The sequence below is a fragment of the Allobrachymonas denitrificans DSM 15123 genome, from assembly GCF_900110225.1.
Taxonomy (GTDB): domain Bacteria; phylum Pseudomonadota; class Gammaproteobacteria; order Burkholderiales; family Burkholderiaceae_C; genus Brachymonas; species Brachymonas denitrificans.
In genome coordinates this window covers 31119-49488 of sequence record NZ_FOCW01000007.1, presented here as the reverse complement: position 1 = coordinate 49488, position 18370 = coordinate 31119, and the positions used below count along the sequence as shown (strand labels likewise).

15 protein-coding genes and 1 tRNA gene are annotated in these 18370 nt (G+C 65.6%); 7 read left to right on the top strand and 9 right to left on the bottom strand.

Annotated features, from left to right (window positions below):
* Positions 1-23: 23 nt before the first annotated feature.
* Together BMW28_RS10440 and BMW28_RS10435 are read right to left on the bottom strand one after the other, a co-directional pair.
* The gene (locus tag BMW28_RS10440; protein WP_091817592.1) at positions 24-533 is read right to left on the bottom strand and encodes a hypothetical protein; all 510 of its coding nucleotides are present in this window, start codon (positions 531-533) and stop codon (positions 24-26) included.
* A 149-nt stretch (positions 534-682) separates the two neighbouring features.
* Entirely contained in the window at positions 683-2884 is a 2202-nt protein-coding gene (locus BMW28_RS10435; protein ID WP_159430749.1) for a sensor histidine kinase, read from the bottom strand.
* On the opposite strand from BMW28_RS10435, the gene BMW28_RS10430 reads away from it, so the two are divergent.
* The gene (locus tag BMW28_RS10430) at positions 2883-3614 is read left to right on the top strand and encodes a response regulator (RefSeq protein ID WP_091817702.1); all 732 of its coding nucleotides are present in this window, start codon (positions 2883-2885) and stop codon (positions 3612-3614) included. The two genes, BMW28_RS10435 and BMW28_RS10430, sit on opposite strands and share 2 nt — an antisense overlap.
* Before the next feature lie 103 nt (positions 3615-3717).
* Complete coding sequence (locus BMW28_RS10425; RefSeq protein ID WP_091817699.1) at positions 3718-4623, top strand: pirin family protein; 906 nt, start codon at positions 3718-3720, stop codon at positions 4621-4623.
* A gap of 58 nt (positions 4624-4681) precedes the next feature.
* Here BMW28_RS10425 and BMW28_RS10420 read toward each other — a convergent pair.
* The 4 genes from BMW28_RS10420 to BMW28_RS10405 all read right to left on the bottom strand — a co-directional run bounded on the left by BMW28_RS10420 (position 4682) and on the right by BMW28_RS10405 (position 7688).
* Positions 4682-4773: transfer RNA gene (locus BMW28_RS10420), tRNA-Ser, on the bottom strand.
* A 100-nt stretch (positions 4774-4873) separates the two neighbouring features.
* Positions 4874-6193, bottom strand: a complete 1320-nt coding sequence (gene serS / locus BMW28_RS10415; RefSeq protein ID WP_091817588.1) for a serine--tRNA ligase — start codon at positions 6191-6193, stop codon at positions 4874-4876.
* Between the two features lie 50 nt (positions 6194-6243).
* On the bottom strand, positions 6244-7218 hold the full coding sequence (gene ispH / locus BMW28_RS10410) for a 4-hydroxy-3-methylbut-2-enyl diphosphate reductase (protein WP_091817585.1): 975 nt from the start codon (positions 7216-7218) through the stop codon (positions 6244-6246).
* Positions 7215-7688 carry an FKBP-type peptidyl-prolyl cis-trans isomerase gene (locus tag BMW28_RS10405; protein ID WP_091817582.1) on the bottom strand — a complete coding sequence of 158 codons (474 nt, stop codon included), beginning with the start codon at positions 7686-7688 and terminating at the stop codon, positions 7215-7217. The genes ispH and BMW28_RS10405 overlap by 4 nt, the downstream gene beginning before the upstream one ends.
* Positions 7689-7823: 135 nt before the next feature.
* On the opposite strand from BMW28_RS10405, the gene radC reads away from it, so the two are divergent.
* Both radC and BMW28_RS10395 read left to right on the top strand, forming a co-directional pair.
* Positions 7824-8510, top strand: a complete 687-nt coding sequence (radC, locus tag BMW28_RS10400) for a RadC family protein (RefSeq protein ID WP_091817579.1) — start codon at positions 7824-7826, stop codon at positions 8508-8510.
* Between the two features lie 15 nt (positions 8511-8525).
* Entirely contained in the window at positions 8526-9149 is a 624-nt protein-coding gene (locus BMW28_RS10395; protein ID WP_091817576.1) for a tRNA 5-(aminomethyl)-2-thiouridylate-methyltransferase MnmM, read from the top strand.
* A 23-nt stretch (positions 9150-9172) separates the two neighbouring features.
* Here the strand turns inward: BMW28_RS10395 and BMW28_RS10390 are convergent, their stop codons facing one another.
* Together BMW28_RS10390 and BMW28_RS10385 are read right to left on the bottom strand one after the other, a co-directional pair.
* Positions 9173-11068, bottom strand: coding sequence for a gamma-glutamyltransferase family protein (locus BMW28_RS10390; RefSeq protein WP_091817573.1), 1896 nt, complete (start codon positions 11066-11068; stop codon positions 9173-9175).
* A gap of 157 nt (positions 11069-11225) precedes the next feature.
* Positions 11226-11687, bottom strand: coding sequence for a CBS domain-containing protein (locus BMW28_RS10385; protein ID WP_091817570.1), 462 nt, complete (start codon positions 11685-11687; stop codon positions 11226-11228).
* A gap of 145 nt (positions 11688-11832) precedes the next feature.
* Between BMW28_RS10385 and BMW28_RS10380 the strand changes: the two genes are divergently transcribed.
* The 3 genes from BMW28_RS10380 (at position 11833) to BMW28_RS10370 (ending at position 16899) form a co-directional block, all read left to right on the top strand.
* Positions 11833-13149, top strand: coding sequence for an O-acetylhomoserine aminocarboxypropyltransferase (locus BMW28_RS10380; protein ID WP_091817567.1), 1317 nt, complete (start codon positions 11833-11835; stop codon positions 13147-13149).
* Positions 13146-13982: an alpha/beta fold hydrolase gene (locus BMW28_RS10375; protein WP_091817565.1), complete on the top strand. Its 837-nt coding sequence runs from the start codon at positions 13146-13148 to the stop codon at positions 13980-13982. The genes BMW28_RS10380 and BMW28_RS10375 overlap by 4 nt, the downstream gene beginning before the upstream one ends.
* An 88-nt stretch (positions 13983-14070) precedes the next feature.
* Complete coding sequence (locus BMW28_RS10370) at positions 14071-16899, top strand: GDYXXLXY domain-containing protein (RefSeq protein ID WP_091817562.1); 2829 nt, start codon at positions 14071-14073, stop codon at positions 16897-16899.
* Positions 16900-17043: 144 nt separating this feature from the next.
* On the opposite strand, the gene BMW28_RS10365 is transcribed toward BMW28_RS10370, so the two are convergent.
* Positions 17044-18339, bottom strand: coding sequence for a YihY family inner membrane protein (locus BMW28_RS10365; RefSeq protein ID WP_234970119.1), 1296 nt, complete (start codon positions 18337-18339; stop codon positions 17044-17046).
* Between the last annotated feature and the right edge of the window lie 31 nt (positions 18340-18370).

The window sequence follows — 18370 nt, the reverse complement described above, 5'->3', positions numbered from 1 at the left end:
AATGCAATGCGTCTTTCAGGGGCTTATCTGGTTGCGCAGGCCGCACCTCGGTCAGCACGGTTGCCGGCGCCGCGGGCAGCGGCCTCGCTCATGTACTGGCCCTTCTTCGTCTTGCCGAAGTACTTGGTGCCGGGGCAGTGGTAGACCTTGGCAGCCGTGTTCACCCACACTTGCGTACCACCCAGACCGGCGCCCGAAGCGGCCTTGGCAGGCACGGCCGGAACGGCAGGCGTGGCCGGCTTGGCAGGAGCCACGCCGGGTTTTGCCGGGGTGGCGGGAACAGCCGGCTTGGCCGGTGTCGCAGCCGTCACCGGCTTCATCGGAGCGGGTTTGACCGCGGTGCTGGCCGACGCAGGCTTGGCCGCCAGCTTGCCGACGGTTACCGCCGGAGCCGGTTTGACAGCCACTGCAGCCGCCTTGGGCGGAGCACTGGCCTTGGCGGCAGGGGTAGCCGGTGCAGCCATGGCAACACCGCCAGCCAGCAGGCAGGCAGCAAACAGGGTGGAAACGGAAGCTTGGCGCGGGATGCTCATCAGAAAACTCCTCGGTGAAAAACAGGAAAACTTCTGGGATCCAATCTTGCGCGCGCAGCCGATGGCTTGCATGACAAAGCGGGGGCCCGGCTGTTGCAATTGCAATGCAGCGGGAGCACCGGGGGGCAGCGGCCCATGCCTTACTGGCGTCAGGGCTTCTGCAGAAGGCTGCTGAGCGCGTCAGCCAGCTCCTGACGCTCCAGTGGCTTGCGCAGTATGTGCCGTATGCCCAGTTCCGCCGCGCGCGCTGCCAGCATGGGACCGCCCTGGCCAGTGAGCAGAATCACCGGAAGCTGCTCCAGTGCCCCACCTGCCTCGCGCAGCCGCAGAACCAGTTCTGTGCCTGTCAGTTCCGGCATGCGCTCATCGGTGATCAGGGCAGCGAAATGGGAGGGTTGCGTCTGCAGCATGTCGAAGGCGCGCAGCGGCCGTGTTTCGGCTGTCGCGTCCAGGCCCAGCGATTTCAACGTTGTGGCTGTCAAGGCGGCCAGTTCCGGTTCGTCGTCCAGCACCAGCACGCGGGCGGGCACCCTGCCCCAGGTCTTGCCCTGGTCACGATCAGGCCCGGACTCTGGTTCGAGAGACGGGAGAGCGCTGTGGAGCGAATCTCCTGCCGCAGGCGGTAGCCTCCCTTGCCCGAATTCCTGGCTAGATGGTGAATCCTGCCCCTGTTCCTGCCCTCGCTCCTGCCCCGGCTTCCAAGGCTGCGCCCGATGTTGCTCCTGCACTGGCGCACAAACCGGCAGCCACAGCGCAAACCGCGCGCCCTCACCTGGCTGACTCTGTACATCGATGGCGCCATGCAACTCCACCACGGCCCCATGCACCACAGCCAGCCCCAGGCCGGTTCCGCCCTCTCCTGCCCGCGTGGTGTAGAAGGGCTCCAGCAAGTGCTCCATCGACACCGGATCGATACCCCTGCCCTCGTCCGCCACCACAAGACGCAACCACTCGCCCGCTGACAGGCGGCTGTGCGACAGCACCTGCTCGGCATCCACCCGTTCCTGCCCCAGACTCACCTGCAACACCCCCCCTTCAGGCATGGCCTGCAGGGCATTCACGCACAGGTTCAGCACGGCCTGATAGGCCTGCGCCGGGTCACCGCGTACCCTTCCCTCCGGGGCGGCCAGTTGCACATCGAGCCGGATGCCCGGCTGCTTCAGGCTGCGCACATGTTCCAGGACTTCTTCCACCACCGTCTGCAGCACAAATACCACCGAACGCCGCGCACCGCCACGGCTGAAGGCCAGAATGCGCTCGGTCAGCGCACGCCCCCGGGCGGTTGCCCCGATCAGGCGGTCCAGCTGGCGCGCCTGGGCACTGCCGGGCTCGGCCTTGTCCAGCGCCATTTCCCCATAGCCGGCAATCGCGCCCAGCACGTTGTTGAAGTCATGCGCCACTTCGCCCGCCATGCGCCCCAGTGCTTCCAGCCGCTCGCCCCGCGCCTGCTGCAGCCGCAGGGCCTGCTGCGCCTGCTCATGCCGGCGCTGCGCCCGCTGCAGAATCCACAGTGCTGCGGCCATCACGGCAGCCAGCAACACCAGCAGAACCGCAGCCATCTGCGCGGATGCCCGCCAGTCGTGCAACACCACATCCCGACTGCGAAACAGATCCACCTGCAGGCCATAGCCCTCGATCAGCACATGCTCGGCCAGATGCACATGCCGGGACAGGGGCGATCCATCGGTCGATGCCAGCAAGGTGCCATCGCTGCGCGACACCCGCATTTCCGCCTCGTCCTCCGGCAACGCGCTCTGGAAAGCCCCCAGTAGCACATCGGCCGGCACACCGGCCACCACCCAACCATAGCGGGCGGTTTCCATCGGCAAGGCAATCGCCACCAGCGGACGGGCAGCGGACGGATCGGCAAAGGGCCGGCTGAACGAGAGGCTCTCGACGGCATTCGCCTTAAGCGGAGGCGCAAATCCGTCGACCGGAGGAAAGCCGATGGCATCGGAGCGCGTCACGCCCCGCCCCTGCGGATCGAGCAGCCACAGCGTCTGTGCCATCGGCATCAATTCCACGCGCCGGCGCAATCGGGCCGAGGCCTCTGCTGCATCGTCCGGCATGCCGTCTTCCTCGATGGCATTGGCAATGGCCGTCAGGCCTTCGTCCACGCCATCCAGCCCGCGCTCCAGTTCGTCGGAAACCACCACGGCCAAGGTGTGCAGCGCGCGCTGCTGGTCGCGCAGGGTGGAAACACGCATCACCCACAGTGCCGAAGCCGTCAGCACGGCCAGCATCACCCACACCAGCAACAGGGCGACCCAGGCCATCCTGCCGCTGGACAGGAAGGCCGACATGGAGAGCGGGCGCCGGGGCGGCTTTTTCTCCGTTACCATCGCAAGCATGTCTCCCCTGAACCAGCCCCATGTATTGGTCGTCGACGACGATCCGGATGTGCGTGACATGGTCTGCGACTACCTGCAGGAAAACGAGTTGCGCGCCACGCCCTGCAGTTCCGGTCGCGAAATGATAGCCTGCTTCGACAATCAGGCGATCGACCTGGTGCTGCTCGATCTGAAGATGCCGGGCGAAGACGGCCTGGATCTGGCGCGCCAGTTGCGCGCACGCGCCACCGTGCCCATCATCCTGCTCACTGGTCGCACCGAAGAGGCCGATCGCGTGATGGGCCTGGAACTGGGCGCGGACGACTATGTGACCAAGCCCTTCAGCCCGCGCGAACTGCTGGCGCGCGTGCGTGCCGTGCTGCGCCGCTACCAGGTGCAGGCCACGTTGCCGCAACGGGACAGCGCCCGCCGCGCCTTCCGCTTTGCCGGCTGGGAACTGAACCTGCGCACGCGCCGGCTCAAGACGCCCGATGGCAGCTACGTGGATTTGTCCAACGGCGAGATCAGCCTGCTGAGCGCCCTGTGCCAGGCGCCGCGCCGCGTGATGTCGCGCGACCAGCTGCTGTCCATGTCGCGACTGCATGAGGCCGAGGTGTACGACCGCACCATCGATGTGCAGATCCGGCGCCTGCGGCTGAAGCTGGAGGAAGACCCTGCGCATCCGAGGTTCATCGTGACGGAGCGCGGATCAGGCTATATGCTGGATTGCGATGTGGAAACGCTGTACTGAGCTGCCACAGGCCCTGCCCCCAAGGCGTGGATAGCGTTCCAGTCCCACGTGTTCGGGGCGATCCCGCTAAAGTCGGAATCTGATGCAAGAACAGGAGCATGTCATGGTTGCACCGTCCCATTCGCAACGTTTTCCTGCACGCAGCGCCATGCTGGGCGAAGGCATGGAAATCCGGCGTGCCCTGCCCACCGCGCGCAAGCGCATGATCGGCGCCTGGTGCTTTCTGGACCATGCAGGCCCGGTGCAACTCGGACCGGACGATGGCATGCATGTGGGCGCGCACCCGCATATCGGCCTGCAGACCTTCACCTGGATGATCGAAGGCGAAATCATTCACCGCGACTCCCTCGGCGTTGAACAGACCATCCGTCCCGGTCAGGTCAACCTGATGACCGCCGGACGTGGCGTGGCCCACACCGAAGACAGCGCCGCCAACGGCGCGCGCCTGCACATGGCGCAACTCTGGATCGCCCTGCCGGACAGCCAGCGGCATTGCGAGCCGGCGTTCGAGAACTATCCCGAGCTGCCACAGGTGGCGACCGGCGGTTTTCTGGCCACCGTGCTGGCCGGCACTGCGCTGGGGCAGACGGCGCCTACGCGCATCTACAGCCCCCTGGTTGGCGTGGATCTGGTGGCAGAAGCTGCGGCACATGCTACCCTGCCCCTTGATCCGGCCTTCGAGTACGGGCTGCTGGTTTTGCGTGGCGAAGTCACGGTTCAAGGAGAGCAGCTGGGGACCGGAGAGCTTCTCTACTTCGAGCCCGGCCGCCATGAACTGCAGTTGCAAAGCCATGGCGCTGCGCAGGTGCTGCTGGTGGGCGGCACGCCGTTCGAGGAAGATGTGCTGCTTTGGTGGAACTTTGTGGCGCGCACGCAGGAGGAAATCGAGCAGGCGCGGGCAGACTGGATCAATGACAGTGGCCGGTTTGGCACCGTCAGGCCCGGCAGCACTGCGGGGAGGCTGGATATACCATCGCTGGATGGAGCGCGGTTGCGGGCCAGCCGATAGGGCGCAAGAAAAAAGCACCTGCCGCAAACGCTGCAAGTGCTTGATTTTCTTGACCATCTGGCGGAGAGAGAGGGATTCGAACCCTCGATACAGGAGAACCTGTATGCCGGATTTCGAATCCGGTGCATTCGACCACTCTGCCATCTCTCCGTGGTCTGTTCATTCCGCAGCAAGGATGCTGCAGGAAACAGGCGATTTTACATGCAAGTGACAGCCTCCGCAAAGAGGCAGGCCGCATTTTTTGCTGCGATCAGTCCGCGCGCAGCACACTCAGGCCGCCCATGTAGGGGCGCAGTGCTTCCGGCACCTCGATGCTGCCGTCGGCCTGCTGGTAGTTTTCCAGCACGGCCACCAGGCAGCGGCCCACGGCCAGGCCGGAACCGTTGAGGGTGTGCACCAGTTCGTTCTTGCCCTGTGCGTTCTTGAAGCGGGCCTGCATCCGGCGTGCCTGGAACGCTTCGCAGTTGCTGACCGAGCTGATCTCGCGGTAGGTGTTCTGCGCCGGCACCCACACTTCCAGATCATGCGTGCGCGTGGCGCCAAAGCCCATGTCGCCAGTGCACAGCACGATCACGCGGTACGGCAGGCCCAGCTTCTGCAGGATGGCTTCGGCGTGGCTGGTCATTTCTTCCAGCGCCTCGTAGCTCTTTTCCGGGTGCACGATCTGCACCATCTCCACCTTGTCGAACTGGTGCTGGCGAATCATGCCGCGCGTGTCACGGCCATAGCTGCCGGCTTCGGAGCGGAAGCAGGGGCTGTGCGCCGTCATCTTGATCGGCAGCTCGGATTCGGCCAGCACGGTGTCGCGCACGGTGTTGGTGAGCGGCACTTCGCTGGTGGGGATCAGGTACAGCGGGGTGTTGTCCGGGTGCTCCTCGGTTTCCTGGCCGCCCTTGCGCGCAGCGAACAGGTCACCCTCGAACTTGGGCAGCTGGCCGGTACCGCGCAGGCTGTCAGCGTTGACGATGTAAGGCGTGTAGCACTCGGTGTAGCCGTGCTCGGTGGTCTGCACGTCGAGCATGAACTGCGCCAGCGCACGGTGCAGGCGCGCAACCGGGCCGCGCAGGAAAGAAAAACGCGAGCCCGACAGCTTGGCGCCGGTGTCGAAATCCAGGCCCAGCGGTACGCCCAGGTCCACATGGTCCTTCACCTCGAAGTCGAACTGGCGCGGGGTGCCCCAGCGGCGCAGTTCCACGTTGTCGGCTTCGTCCTTGCCCACGGGCACGCTTTCATGCGGCAGGTTGGGCACGCCGGGCAGGATGGCCTCGATATCGGCCTGGATTTCGGTCAGGCGTGCGGCACTGGTTTCCAGCTCCTGCTTGATGGAGCCGACCTGGGCCATCACCGCCTCGGCGCCGGCATGATCGCCCTTGCCCTTGAGCTGGCCGATCTGCTTGGACAGCGTGTTGCGCTGGGACTGCAGCTCTTCGGTGCGGGTCTGGATGGTCTTGCGTTCGGCTTCCAGCGCGGTGAAGGCGGCCACGTCCAGGTAAGGCTGCGGATTCTTGCGCGTCTGCAGGCGGGCCACTACCTTGTCGAGGTCTTTGCGAAGCAGGAGGATGTCTAGCATGGAAATACTTCTGATGGGATGCGCGGCCCAGGCCGCGCCAAAAACGGGAGTTACTGGTTGTCGAGCTTGAGGCCCTTGGGCAGCGGAAACTTGAGCGTTTCCTGTACGCCATCCATGGTACGCACGGAGACGGCACCATAGGCCTTGATGCGGGCCACCACATCATTCACCAGCACCTCGGGCGCAGAAGCGCCTGCGGTAACGCCCACGGTGGTGGCACCGGCAAACCATTCGGCCTGCAGCTCATCCGCATTGTCGACCATATGGGCCGGAACGCCCAGCCGGCGCGCCAGTTCGGCCAGCCGGTTGCTGTTGCTGCTGGTGGGGCTGCCCACCACGATGACCACATCGGCCTGCTGGCTCAGCACTTTCACAGCGTCCTGGCGGTTCTGCGTGGCATAGCAGATGTCCTGCTGCTTGGGCTCGCGGATGTTAGGGAAGCGCGCCTTGACTGCAGCCGTGATGGCTGCGGCATCGTCCACGCTCAGCGTGGTCTGCGTGACCACGGCCAGCCTGTCGGTCTGCGCCGGCTGCACGTGGGCCACATCGTTCACGTCTTCCACCAGGTGGATGCCGCTGTCGAGCTGGCCCATGGTACCCTCCACTTCGGGATGGCCCTTGTGGCCGATCATGATGAATTCGTAGCCCTCTTTCGCCAGCTTGGCCACTTCCACATGCACCTTGGTCACCAGCGGGCAGGTGGCGTCAAACACCTGAAAGCCGCGCTGCGCCGCCTCTTCCTGCACCGCCTTGCTCACGCCATGGGCGCTGAACACCAGCGTGGCACCGGGTGGCACCTCGGCCAGATCCTCGATGAAGATGGCGCCGCGGTTCTTGAGGTCGTTCACGACATGGGTGTTGTGCACGATTTCGTGACGCACATAGATCGGACGGCCGAATTTCTGCAGCGCGCGCTCGACGATGTCGATGGCGCGGTCCACACCGGCACAGAAGCCGCGCGGCGCCGCCAGCACGATGCCGGCGTCGGGCGCGGTAACGGGCTGCGAAAGATCGCGTTCAGTCATAGCACACCAATGATCTGCACCTCGAAGGTGACCGGCTGGCCCGCCAGCGGGTGGTTGAAATCGAACAGGATGGCCTCTTCGCCCAGCTCGGCGACGGTGCCGGCAAACTGGCCTTGCGCATCGGGCGTCGGAAACTGCACCACTTCGCCCACGGCATATTGCTCGTCCGGGTCGCCCATTTCCTTGAGCACGCTGCGCTTGAGCCACTGCAGCATCTGCGGATTGCGCTCGCCAAAGGCCGCGCCGGCCGGCAGCTCGAAAGTGGTATGCGTGCCCTCGGGCAGGCCGATCAGCATCTGCTCGATGGCCGGCGACAGCTCGCCATTGCCCAGCGAGAGCGTGGCAGGCTGCTCGAGAAAGGTGTCGATGACGTCACCCTGCGGGCCGGACAGGCGGTAATGCAGGGTGAGAAAGGAATCGGCTTGCACCACGGGCGTGCCCGGGGCTGCGGTGTTGGTGGCTTCAGTCATGATCCGGTCCGGAGTTGGATGCGCTATTGTAAGAGGCTGCCTGTTGCACCGGGACCATGCGGGCTTTGCAGCCTGTCCGTGGTCAAGTCTTGATGTCGCCATTTATAATACTTTTTATTTAAAAAATGGATTTTTATGGCCTTCCACGATCTTCCGCACACCTCGCGTCCGCGTGAACGCCTGTTGCAGCACGGCGCCGCAGCGTTGGGCGATGTGGAACTGCTCGCCCTGCTGCTGCGCACCGGCACGGCAGGACGCAACGTGCTGGTAATGGCGCAGGACGTGCTGGATGCCTGCCAGGGGCTGGCGGGCCTGCTGCATGCCGATGCGCGCACGCTGGGGCAGATCAAGGGTCTGGGCGGCACGGCCAAACGCGCCGAGCTGCTGGCGGTGATGGAGCTGGCGCGGCGGGCCATGGCACAGCAGCTGCAGCAGCGCACCCTGCTCAACCACCCGGCGCTGGTTGCCAACTACCTGCAGCTGCATCTCGGCCATCTGCCGCACGAATGCTTTGCCGTGCTGTTTCTCGACAGCCAGCACCAGCTGATCCAGCTGGAAACGCTGTTCCGCGGCACGCTGAACCAGACCAGCGTCTACCCGCGCGAAGTGGCCTTGCGCGCACTGCACCATCACGCTGCCAGTGTGGTGCTGGCGCACAACCACCCCAGCGGGCAGGTGCAGCCTTCCAGTGCCGACATCGCGCTCACGCGCCAGTTGCAGCAGGCACTGTCGCTGCTGGACATCCGCGTGCTGGACCATATCATCGTCGCACGCGGCAAGAGCCTGTCCATGGCCGAGCAGGGACTCATGCCCGCTGCCTGATATTCTTGTGCCCCTATGCGCCCTGCCCTCACCCGCCACCTGACCGATATCGTTCCCTTTGCCCATGCGCTGCTGCAACACGTCCTGCAGCCCGGTGACGTGGCGATCGATGCCACGGCCGGCAACGGGTACGATACCTTGCTGCTGGCACAGTGGGTGGGCGATGGCGGGCGGATATACGCGTTCGATGTACAGGCCCAGGCCATCGAGGCTACGCGTGAGCGGTTGCAGGCGCACGGGCTCGCAGACCGGGTCAGCGTGATCCATGCAGGGCACGAAACCGTGCTGCAGCATGTAACGCAACCGGTGCAGGCGGCAGTGTTCAATCTGGGCTACCTGCCCCGCAGCGACAAGCAGATCACCACCCAGGCGGACAGCACCATCGCGGCGTTGCAGGGCATCTGGCAACTGCTGCGTCCGCATGGCGTGATCGTGCTGGTGGTGTACCACGGGCACGCGGGGGGCAAGCAGGAACGCTCGGCGGTGGAGGATTACGTGTGTGGTCTGGATCCGGCTGCCGTGCGCGTGGTGCGTTATGCGCTGGCGAATGTGCCGAATGACCCGCCGTATGTGCTGGCGTTGGAGAAGCTGGAGCCGTTCCGTTCAGACAGCTCCGGGCGTACATCCGATATGCAATAACCGCCACAGGGCTTTGGTAGCCCTCAATCCCCCAACACCACCCCTTCACGCCGCGGATCCGCACCACCAAAATAGCCGCGCGGCGTTTTCTGGATCGCCTGCAGGCCGCTGGTCATGTCTATCTCGCGCACCTCGGCGCCGCGCTGGCGCAAGGCTTCCGCCGTCGCTGGTGCAAAGCGCTTCTGCTCCAGCAAGGTGGGGCCGTTGGTCGACCCAAAGTTGGGCAGGTCGATCGCGCGCTGTGCATCCAGGCCCCAGTTGAGCGTGCCGTAGAGTGTCTTGGCAACGTAATGGATGATGAGGGCGCCCCCGGGGCTGCCGGCGCTCATCAGCAGTTCGCCGCGCCGTCCATCCGGCTGTTTGCCGTAGACCAGAATGGGTGCCATGCTCGAACGCGGGCGCTTGCCCGGCTGCACGCGGTTCGCAATCGGGCGCCCTGCGGCATCCCTGGGCGTGAAGCTGAAATCCGTCAGCTCGTTGTTGAGCAGAAAGCCTCCGGCCAGTCCCTTGCCGCGGTTGACCATCATCCGGGAGCCGAACTGGTCCTCGATGGTGGTGGTCATGGAAACGGCGCGGCCCTGCGCGTCGATCACGCTGATATGGCTGGTGCCGTATTCCGGCTGGGCCGGCATGGGCGCCAAAGCCACGCGCAGGCTAGCGGGCTGGCCCGGCTCTGCCGTCTTCATGGATTTGGCCTGCGGCCCCTGCTGGATCAGCGCTGCACGCTGCTGCAGGTAGACGGGCTGCAGCATGGACTGCCAGTTGCCGCCCGGCGCCTGCACAAAAGCCGGATCAGCCACGTACTGCGCACGGTCGGCAAAGGCCAAGCGTGCGGCTTCGGTGTACAGATGCAGCCAATCGGCATTCGGCTGGCCCTGCTGCAAGGGCAGCTTCGCTGCATCGGTGTGCCTGAGGATGCCGAGAATCTGGCCGATGGCCAGCGTGCCGGAACTCGGTGGCGGCATGCCGCAAATCTCGTAGCGGCGGGCGACGGCCTCGTAATCGAAACAGAGCGCCGGACTGACGCGCGGCTGGTAACCGGCCAGGTCAGACAGTGCCAGTTTGCCCGGATTGGCGGCATGCCCCTGAACCGTGCGCACCATCGCCTGCGCCACCTCGCCCCGCATCAGGAAGCGCGATCCCTTGCTGGCAATGCCGCGCAGTACTGCCGCGTATTCGGGATTGCGCAGCACGTGGCCGACGGGCCAGGGCTGTCCATCCGTGCCGTAGAAATAGGCCGCCGCAGTGCTGTCGTTGTCGCGCAGGTATTTTTCGGAGGCGAGCAGGCGATGCAGGCGCGGGCTGACAGGAAATCCTGCCTCGGCCATGCGGATCGCCGGCGCAAACAGGCGTGCCCACGGCAGCTTGCCCTGCCTGCGTTGCACCTGTTCCAGCATGGGCACCACGCCGGGTACCCCTACCGAGCGGCCACCGACCACTGCCTGATGAAACGGCAACGCCTTGCCATCCGGCCCGAGGAACAGGTCTTCGCGCACCGTTGCCGGCGCCGTCTCGCGGCCATCCCAGGCCAGCAAGCTCTTGCCGTCGTCATAGAGCAGGAAGGCACCGCCTCCAATGCCGCTGGATTGCGGCTCGACCAGTCCCAACACCATCTGCACGGCAATCGCCGCATCCAGTGCATTGCCCCCTGCACGCAGAATCTCCAGCCCCGCCTGCGTGGCCAGCGGATTGGCTGCAGCCACGGCATGCTTCTGCCACTGCCAGCCCGGCTTGCCGGTCCAGCCGCTGGAGGCTTCCGGGTTGGGCGGAATCGTCGACAGTGCGGGCGTGCCGGGTCGCGACGTCACCGCGGCTTGTGCGCCCGAAGCCGGGACAGACGGAGCCTGTACCGTGCCGCACCCTGCCAGGGCGGACAGGAAGGCAACAGCGAGGAGCGAGCGGGTCAGCACCTGTGTCATGGAAGATCCTTTCATGGCCACAGGCATGGCGCGTCAACGCGCCCAAATCCCTGCGATCCCGTTCAGAGCAGCGTGGTCCGCGCACATGCGGCCGCGAGCACGTCCAACACGGCCCGCCCCTATGCGCCGGCCGCGTGCATCGTGGGCAAGGCGCGTCTTATTCGACGCCAGCGTCTTCCTCGTCCTTGGCCGGCCAGTCGCGGATGTAGGCCTTGAGCATCTTGTTCTCGAAGTTCTGGCTTTCCACCACGGTCTTGGCCACGTCGTAGAAGCTGATCACGCCCTGCAGCACCTTGCCTTCCATCACCGGGATGTAGCGCGCGTGGTGGTCCAGCATCATGCGACGCACTTCGTCCAACGCGGTTTCGGGGGTGCAGGTGATGGGGTGGTCGTCCATGGCGGCGCGCACCGTGGAGTTGCCCAGGCTGCCGCCATTCTTGGCAAGCTGGATGTTGATCTCGCGGAAGGACAGCATGCCGGCCAGTTCGCCGTGCTCCATGACCACCAGTGCCCCGATGTCCTTCTCCACTACCACGTTCAGCGCGTTGAGCAGGGAATCGTCAGGGTGCACCGTGTACAGCGTATTGCCCTTGACGCGAAGAATGTCACTAACTTTCATGTTGGCACCTTGTCTCTGGAATGGCCGGTGAAGAATGAAACAACAGGATCAATATAGCCCACATTTGGAGACATTTTCCTCCGTGTTAGCCCGCTGCACCCTGCATATACACTTGCACCATCGGCAAGACAACGAAGGAGACCCCATGCCTGGTTATGCCAACCCCGGCTTCGACACACTGGCACTGCATGCCGGCGCCACCCCTGACCCGGCCACCGGCGCGCGCGCAGTACCGATCCACCTGACCACCTCGTTCGTGTTCCAGGACAGCGACCACGCTGCGGCCCTGTTCAACATGGAGCGCGCAGGTCACGTCTACTCCCGCATCAGCAACCCGACCAATGCCGTGCTGGAACAGCGCATGGCGGCGCTCGAAGGCGGTGTGGGCGCAATCGCCGTGGCCAGCGGCCAGGCGGCGCTGCACCTGATCATCAGCACGCTGATGGGCACCGGCAGCCATATCGTGGCCAGCGCTGCGCTCTATGGCGGCAGCCACAACCTGCTGTCGTACACGCTGCCGCGCTTCGGCATCGAAACCACTTTTGTGCCGCCTGGCGATCTGGAAGCCTGGCGCAATGCGGTGCAGCCCAATACCAAACTGTTCTTCGGCGAAACCGTGGGCAACCCCGGCCTGGACGTGCTGGACATTCCCGCCGTGGCCGACATTGCCCACGCTGCGGGCGTGCCGCTGGTGGTCGACTCCACGCTGACCACGCCGTATCTGGTGAAGCCGCTGGAACTCGGCGCGGACATCGTCTACCACTCGGCCACCAAGTTCCTGAGCGGGCATGGCACGGTGATGGGCGGCGTGGTGATCGATGGCGGGCGTTTCGACTGGGAAGAATCCGGTAAATTCCCCGAACTGACCGAGCCCTATGACGGCTTTCACGGCATGGTATTCAGCGAGGAAAGCAGCACCGGCGCCTTCCTGCTGCGCGCGCGCCGCGAAGGCCTGCGCGACTTTGGCGCGGCACTCAGCCCGCACAGCGCCTGGCTGATCCTGCAGGGTCTGGAAACGCTGCCGCTGCGCATGGAGCGCCACATGGCCAACACCGAAAAGGTGGTGAACTTCCTGGCCAGTCACCCGTTCGTCACCCGCGTGGGCCATCCGTTGCTGGAGAGCCACCCGAGCCACGCCCTGGCTGGCAAGCTGCTGCGCCACGGCACACGCGGCGCGGGCAGCGTGTTCAGCTTTGACATCGCAGGCAACCGCGCGCAGGGCAAGGTGTTCATCGAATCGCTCAAGCTGTTCAGCCATCTGGCCAACGTGGGCGATTGCCGCAGCCTGGTGATCCACCCGGCCAGCACCACGCATTTCCGCATGGACAACGCGGCGCTGGCGCAGGCCGGCATCACGCAGGGCACCATCCGCCTGTCCATCGGTCTGGAAGACCCGGATGACCTGATCGACGATCTCAAGCGCGCGCTCAAGGCCGCAGAAAAGGCAGGAGGCCAGGCATGAAACGCACCGTCAACAACGAAGTGCTGTACGCCTACACCGGCGGCAAGGACTACAACCCCGATCTGCCCACCATGGTGTTCATCCATGGCGTGCTGAACGACCACAGCGTGTGGGCACTGCAGAGCCGCTTCTTTGCCAACCACGGCTTCAACGTGCTGGCGGTCGACCTGCCCGGCCACGGCCGCAGCACCGGTGCACCGCCGGCCAGCGTGGCCGAAGCCGCTGCCAGCGTGCTGGCGCTGCTGGACGATCTGCAGGTGACCGAGGCGGTGCTGGTGGGCCACAGCTGGGGCTCGCTGATTGCCCTGCACGCTGCCAGCCTGGATCCGCAGCGCATCGTGCAGCTGGTGCTGGTGGGCACAGCGTTCCCGATGCCCGTGTCCCCCGCGCTGCTGGACATGTCGGTGTCTGCGCCCGACAAGGCGATCGACATGGTCAATACCTTCTCGCATTCCACGCTGTGCGCGGCCGTGCCCGGCCAGGGCGCCAATACCGGCAGCTGGACCTATGGCGGCGCGCGTGCGCTGATGCAGTACGTGCTAGCCAGCAACCGCGAGCACAACGTGTTCAACATCGGCTTCAACGCCTGCAACAGCTACGCCACCGGGCTGGAAGACATCGCCAAGGTAAGCTGCCCGGTGACCTTCGTGCTCGGCAGCGCCGACCAGATGACGCCGCCCAAGGCCGCCAAGGGACTGATCGGCGCGGCGGCCAAGTCGCAGGTCTTTTCCCTGCCTGCCGGCCACAGCCTGATGACCGAAGCGCCGGATGGCGTGCTGCGCGCCATTCAGGCGGCAGTGAAAGGCATGTCGCAGGTGCGCGTGACGGCGTGATGCGGCAGCGTCGCGATGGGATGGTGCGTGCAGGCCCTGCCCGCATTCTCGTCGTGACGGAGGCCATCCCAACCCTCGGCACAAACCCATGACCCTCAGACAAGACCTGTTTGATCTCGCCCGCCATTTCGGGCTGAACCCCGCGCAGGGAACGGCCCTGCACACGGCAGCCGGCATGGATGTGCAGCCGGCAGCGGCAAACCGGCTTGCCGTGCCCTCGCTGACCCTGCTGGCCGCCATGCTGGCGGGCTTTGGCGTGATTCTCTGGATCGCCGCCAATTGGGGGCTGTGGAGCCGCAGCACGCACTTCGCCCTGCTGGGCGGATTGCTGCTGGCAAGCAGTGCCGGTGCCTGGGTGCTGGCTCCCCGGCGGGGCGCCGGTGTGGCCCTGGGCCTGGTGGCGCTAGCCACGCTGGGCGGCCTGCTGGCCTACTTCGGGCAGACCTATCAGACTGGCGCCGATCCATGGCAGCTGTTTGCGCTTTGGACCGGGCTGGCCCTGCCGCTGTGCCTCGGCCTGCGCAGCCGGGTGCTGTGGATGCCGTGGAGCCTGATTGCCAACACGGCAATCAGCCTGTGGGCCTGGGCGCAACTGGAGCGCTGGGTGGGTGCCGGAACACCGCCGACGATGACGCCGCTGCTGCTGGCACTGGGCGCCAGTGCGCTGGTCAGCATGGCGCTGCATCCGGCGTGGCGCGCCTGGACCGGCAGCGACCGGCTGGCCCACCGTGTGGCCGTTTTCTGGACCGTGCTGCTGACCGGCAGCCTGTCACTGATGCAGTTCCTGTCGCACATGGGGCAGGTCGTGGCCCTGCTGCCCGGCCTGGCCCTGCTGGGGGCGGCCGTGGCCTGGTATGGCATGCGGCGCCATTTCGACGTTTTCATCCTGAGTGCGGCCACCCTGGCTGCGCTGGTCTTGCTGTTCGCCCTGGTCGCAGAGAAGCTGCTGGGGCGTGGATATTTCGATCAGTTTAATCTCGCGCTACTGGGTATGGTCGCCATGCTGGCCCTGGCCGGTGCAGTGGCCTGGATCATGAAACGCCATCGCCTTGCCGGGGCTGCTCTGCCCGACCCTGCCTCTGCCTCTGCCTCTGCCTCTGCCTCTGCCTCTGGCTCTGGCTCTGGCTCTGGCTCTGGCTCTGGCTCTGGCGGCAGCCATGATGACAAGCTGCATCCGGCTAACGCTGCTGCGGCTTCACTTCCGCACCAAGCGCTTGCTCCGGCGCTGGATCTCGGCGTGGCCCAGGGATGGTGGACATCCCGCGCACGAGGACTGAGCGCCTTGCAGCCGGACGAGCAGGAGCGCCCCTGGGCGGTGGTGCTGCTCACGGCGCTGGGGGCCTGGCTGGCGGTGCTGCCCTTTGTCGCAGCGCTCACCATGTTCGCCTCCAGCACGGAAACCATTGCGCTCTCGCTCGGTGTGCTGCTGTGTGCGGGCAGCCTGTGGCTGTTGCGTCGCCCGCGCCTTGCCTTGTTTGCGGAGCAGCTAGCGTATGCCCTGCTGGTGACCGGGCTGGCCTTTGTCACCCTGGGCGTTTCAGGGCTCTGGAACGAGCGCGCTGCCCTGTGGGTGCTGACTGCCCTGCTGCTGATGCTGGTGTGGGCGTTACGAGCTCCCTGGCTGCAGTTGCTGCTCGGCGCTGCCCTGTGCACCCTGATCCCCATGCTGGCCGCCAGCCTGCTCTCGCGCGGCACCGACTACTGGCTGCTGGATCAGCCCTGGAGCCTGGCCTGGCTGCCTGCCGTGATGGCGCTGGCCTGGCCGGTCGCGATGCTTCTGCGCCCGGGGCGCTGGCAGGGCATGCCGCTGGTGCGCCATGCTGCGCGGCGCGAAGCGTTCTGGGCCGGATGGATGCTGACCGTGCTGGTGCAGCAGGCCGCCAGCGCGGGCATGACCTTCATGCTGGCTGGCATGATGGGAGGGGGCGGCGGTGGTGGCGGCTGGAATCCCGACATCCTCACGGACGCCAGCGGCCTGCAGTTCTGGCAATGGTGGCTGCCGCTCAGCTCCGGCTTGTTTGCTGTGGCAGGCTACGCCATCGCGGCACAACGCTGGCCACTGCTGCGTCATCCTGCGCTGGGCCTTCTGGCCGTGCTGCTCACCATAGCGGCCTGGTTCCTGCCCTCCCTGGGCATTCCGCTGTGTTTCCTGGCAACCGCAGCTGTCACGCAACGCTGGCGTCTGGCCGCGGCTTCGGCGCTGGCTGTCGGCTGGGTGGTGGGAGCCATCTATTACCAGACCGACTACCTGCTGGTGCACAAGGCGCTCTCGCTGCTGGCGCTGGCTCTGGTCGTCGGTGCGGTAGCGCTCTGGTTGCAGCGCAGTCTGGTCGCGGCCGATCCGCTGCGTTCGCCAGGCATGCTGCCTGCCTCGCCGGCAAGTTCCACGCTCGTGGCAAACCCCTCTCCGCAGCGCCTGCGCCGTCATCTGGTGCTGCTCGCGCCTCTGGGCGCAGCGGCCGTCCTCGTGCCTGGCCTGATGCAGAACGAAGCGTTGATCCGCGATGGGGAACGCCTGCTGATCAAGCTGGCACCCGTCGATCCGCGCTCGCTGCTGCAGGGTGACTACATGGCGCTGGCCTTTGAGCTGTCGCCGGACGGTTCACGCATGCCGTCCGAAGAGAATGCGATCCCCGCCACCTATGCCGTCTTCCGGCGCGAGGCCAGCGGGCTGGCGACCATCCAGCGGCTGGAATACGACGAAAGCCGCCCTGCCCTAGCGGCCAACGAACGCCGCATCCGGCTGGGTCAGAAAAACGGGCAGCCGCTGCTGGTGACGGATGCCTGGCATTTCAAGGAAGGCACGGGCGAGCGCTGGGCCCAGGCTGCCTACGGCGATTTCCGCCTGCGCAGTGACGGACGTGCCTTGCTGGTGGGACTTGCGGATGCGCAGTTGCGGCCGATTCCGAAAGACTGAGAGAGCAATAGCTGCAGGGGTTGCGATCGACTGCTTTGGCGGCTCAGAGATCAAGGCACGATTGGCAGCCCCTCCCTCTTTCGGCTTGGTGCTCTCTGGCTCTACCGCTGATGGCTGATGGCTGATGGCTGATGGCTGGACAGCTTACTTGCCCTGTCCGCTCTGTCCAGCCAAGTCAACGGCTCCCGCTGACGTGTTCACCACAGTCTCCCGCTTCAGCGCATCCAGCAAGGTCATGTCCGCCAGCGTGTGCTGCCACAGCGGCTGCAGCTGTGGCGTCTGCGGTAGCAGCCAGCGCGCGATGAGCGGCTCCAGCCGGGTTTTCTCGGCCGGCACCAGCAGCACCCAGGGGGAATCTTCCTCATCCAGCCGGCCTACCCAGCGCAACTCCGCCAGTTCTTCCAGCACCGGCTCCAGTTGCGGCGCTTCCACCCGCAGCTGCTGCGACAGCACCTCCAGCGAGAGCCCGCGCGCCGGAGTCTGCTGTGCGTGATTCAGCTTGCGCAGCAGCTCGATCGCCAGCTGCATCTGCCAGCCCATGCCCTGTCCGTGGCGGCGCAGGCCATGCAGCAGGGCCGGAAGATAGGCGGCAATAACCGCTCCCAGCAGGATGATGATCCAGGCCAGATACACCCACAGCAGCAGAATCGGCAGGGTGGCAAACGTGCCATACACCACGGAGTAGGACGGCACGCGCGCCAGATACAGGGCCAGCAGGCGCTGCGCAAGGGCAATGCCGGCCGCCGCGAACACACCGCCCGCCAGCGCATGCGTCCAGCGCACGCGCGTGTTGGGCACGAAATGGTAGAGCGCGGCCATCCCCCCGGCCATCAGCGCAAACTCCACCGTGTTGATCAGGAACTGGATGCCCCCCGGCGTGCCGACCGGCGTGCCGGTGATCCAGCCCTTGGACAGCGAAAGCACATAGGACGTGGTCGCAATGCTGGCCCCCAGCACCACCGGGCCGATGGTCACGGCTGCCCAGTAAATAAGCAGTCGCTGGCCCAACGGACGCTGCTTGCGCACGCGCCAGATCGCATTCAGATGCTCGTTGATGCTGGACATCAGCAAGAACGCCGTCAGCACAAAGAACACCGTGCCCGCGGTGCCCAGCTGCTTGGCATGGCTGGCAAACACCGTCACGCTTTCCACCACCGGGTTGGCAATGGCGGATGGAATCAGGTTCTGCACCATCCACTGCTCCAGCGCCTGCTGCAGCTTGCCGAACATCGGAAAGGCCGTGAAGATGGACAGCACCACCGCAAAGAACGGCACGATGGCGGTCAGCGTGGTGAAGGTGAGGCTGCTGGCGGTGAGCGACAGATGGTCCTCGCGGAAACGCTGGCGCAGCATGGCGAGCGTTTCGCGCCACGGAAAATCCAGCAGCAGCAAGGGCAGCCGCGCATGAAAATCGAGCAAGCGTCTGAGCAGTTTCTGCATGGGCGCCATCATGCCATCATTGTGCGACGAT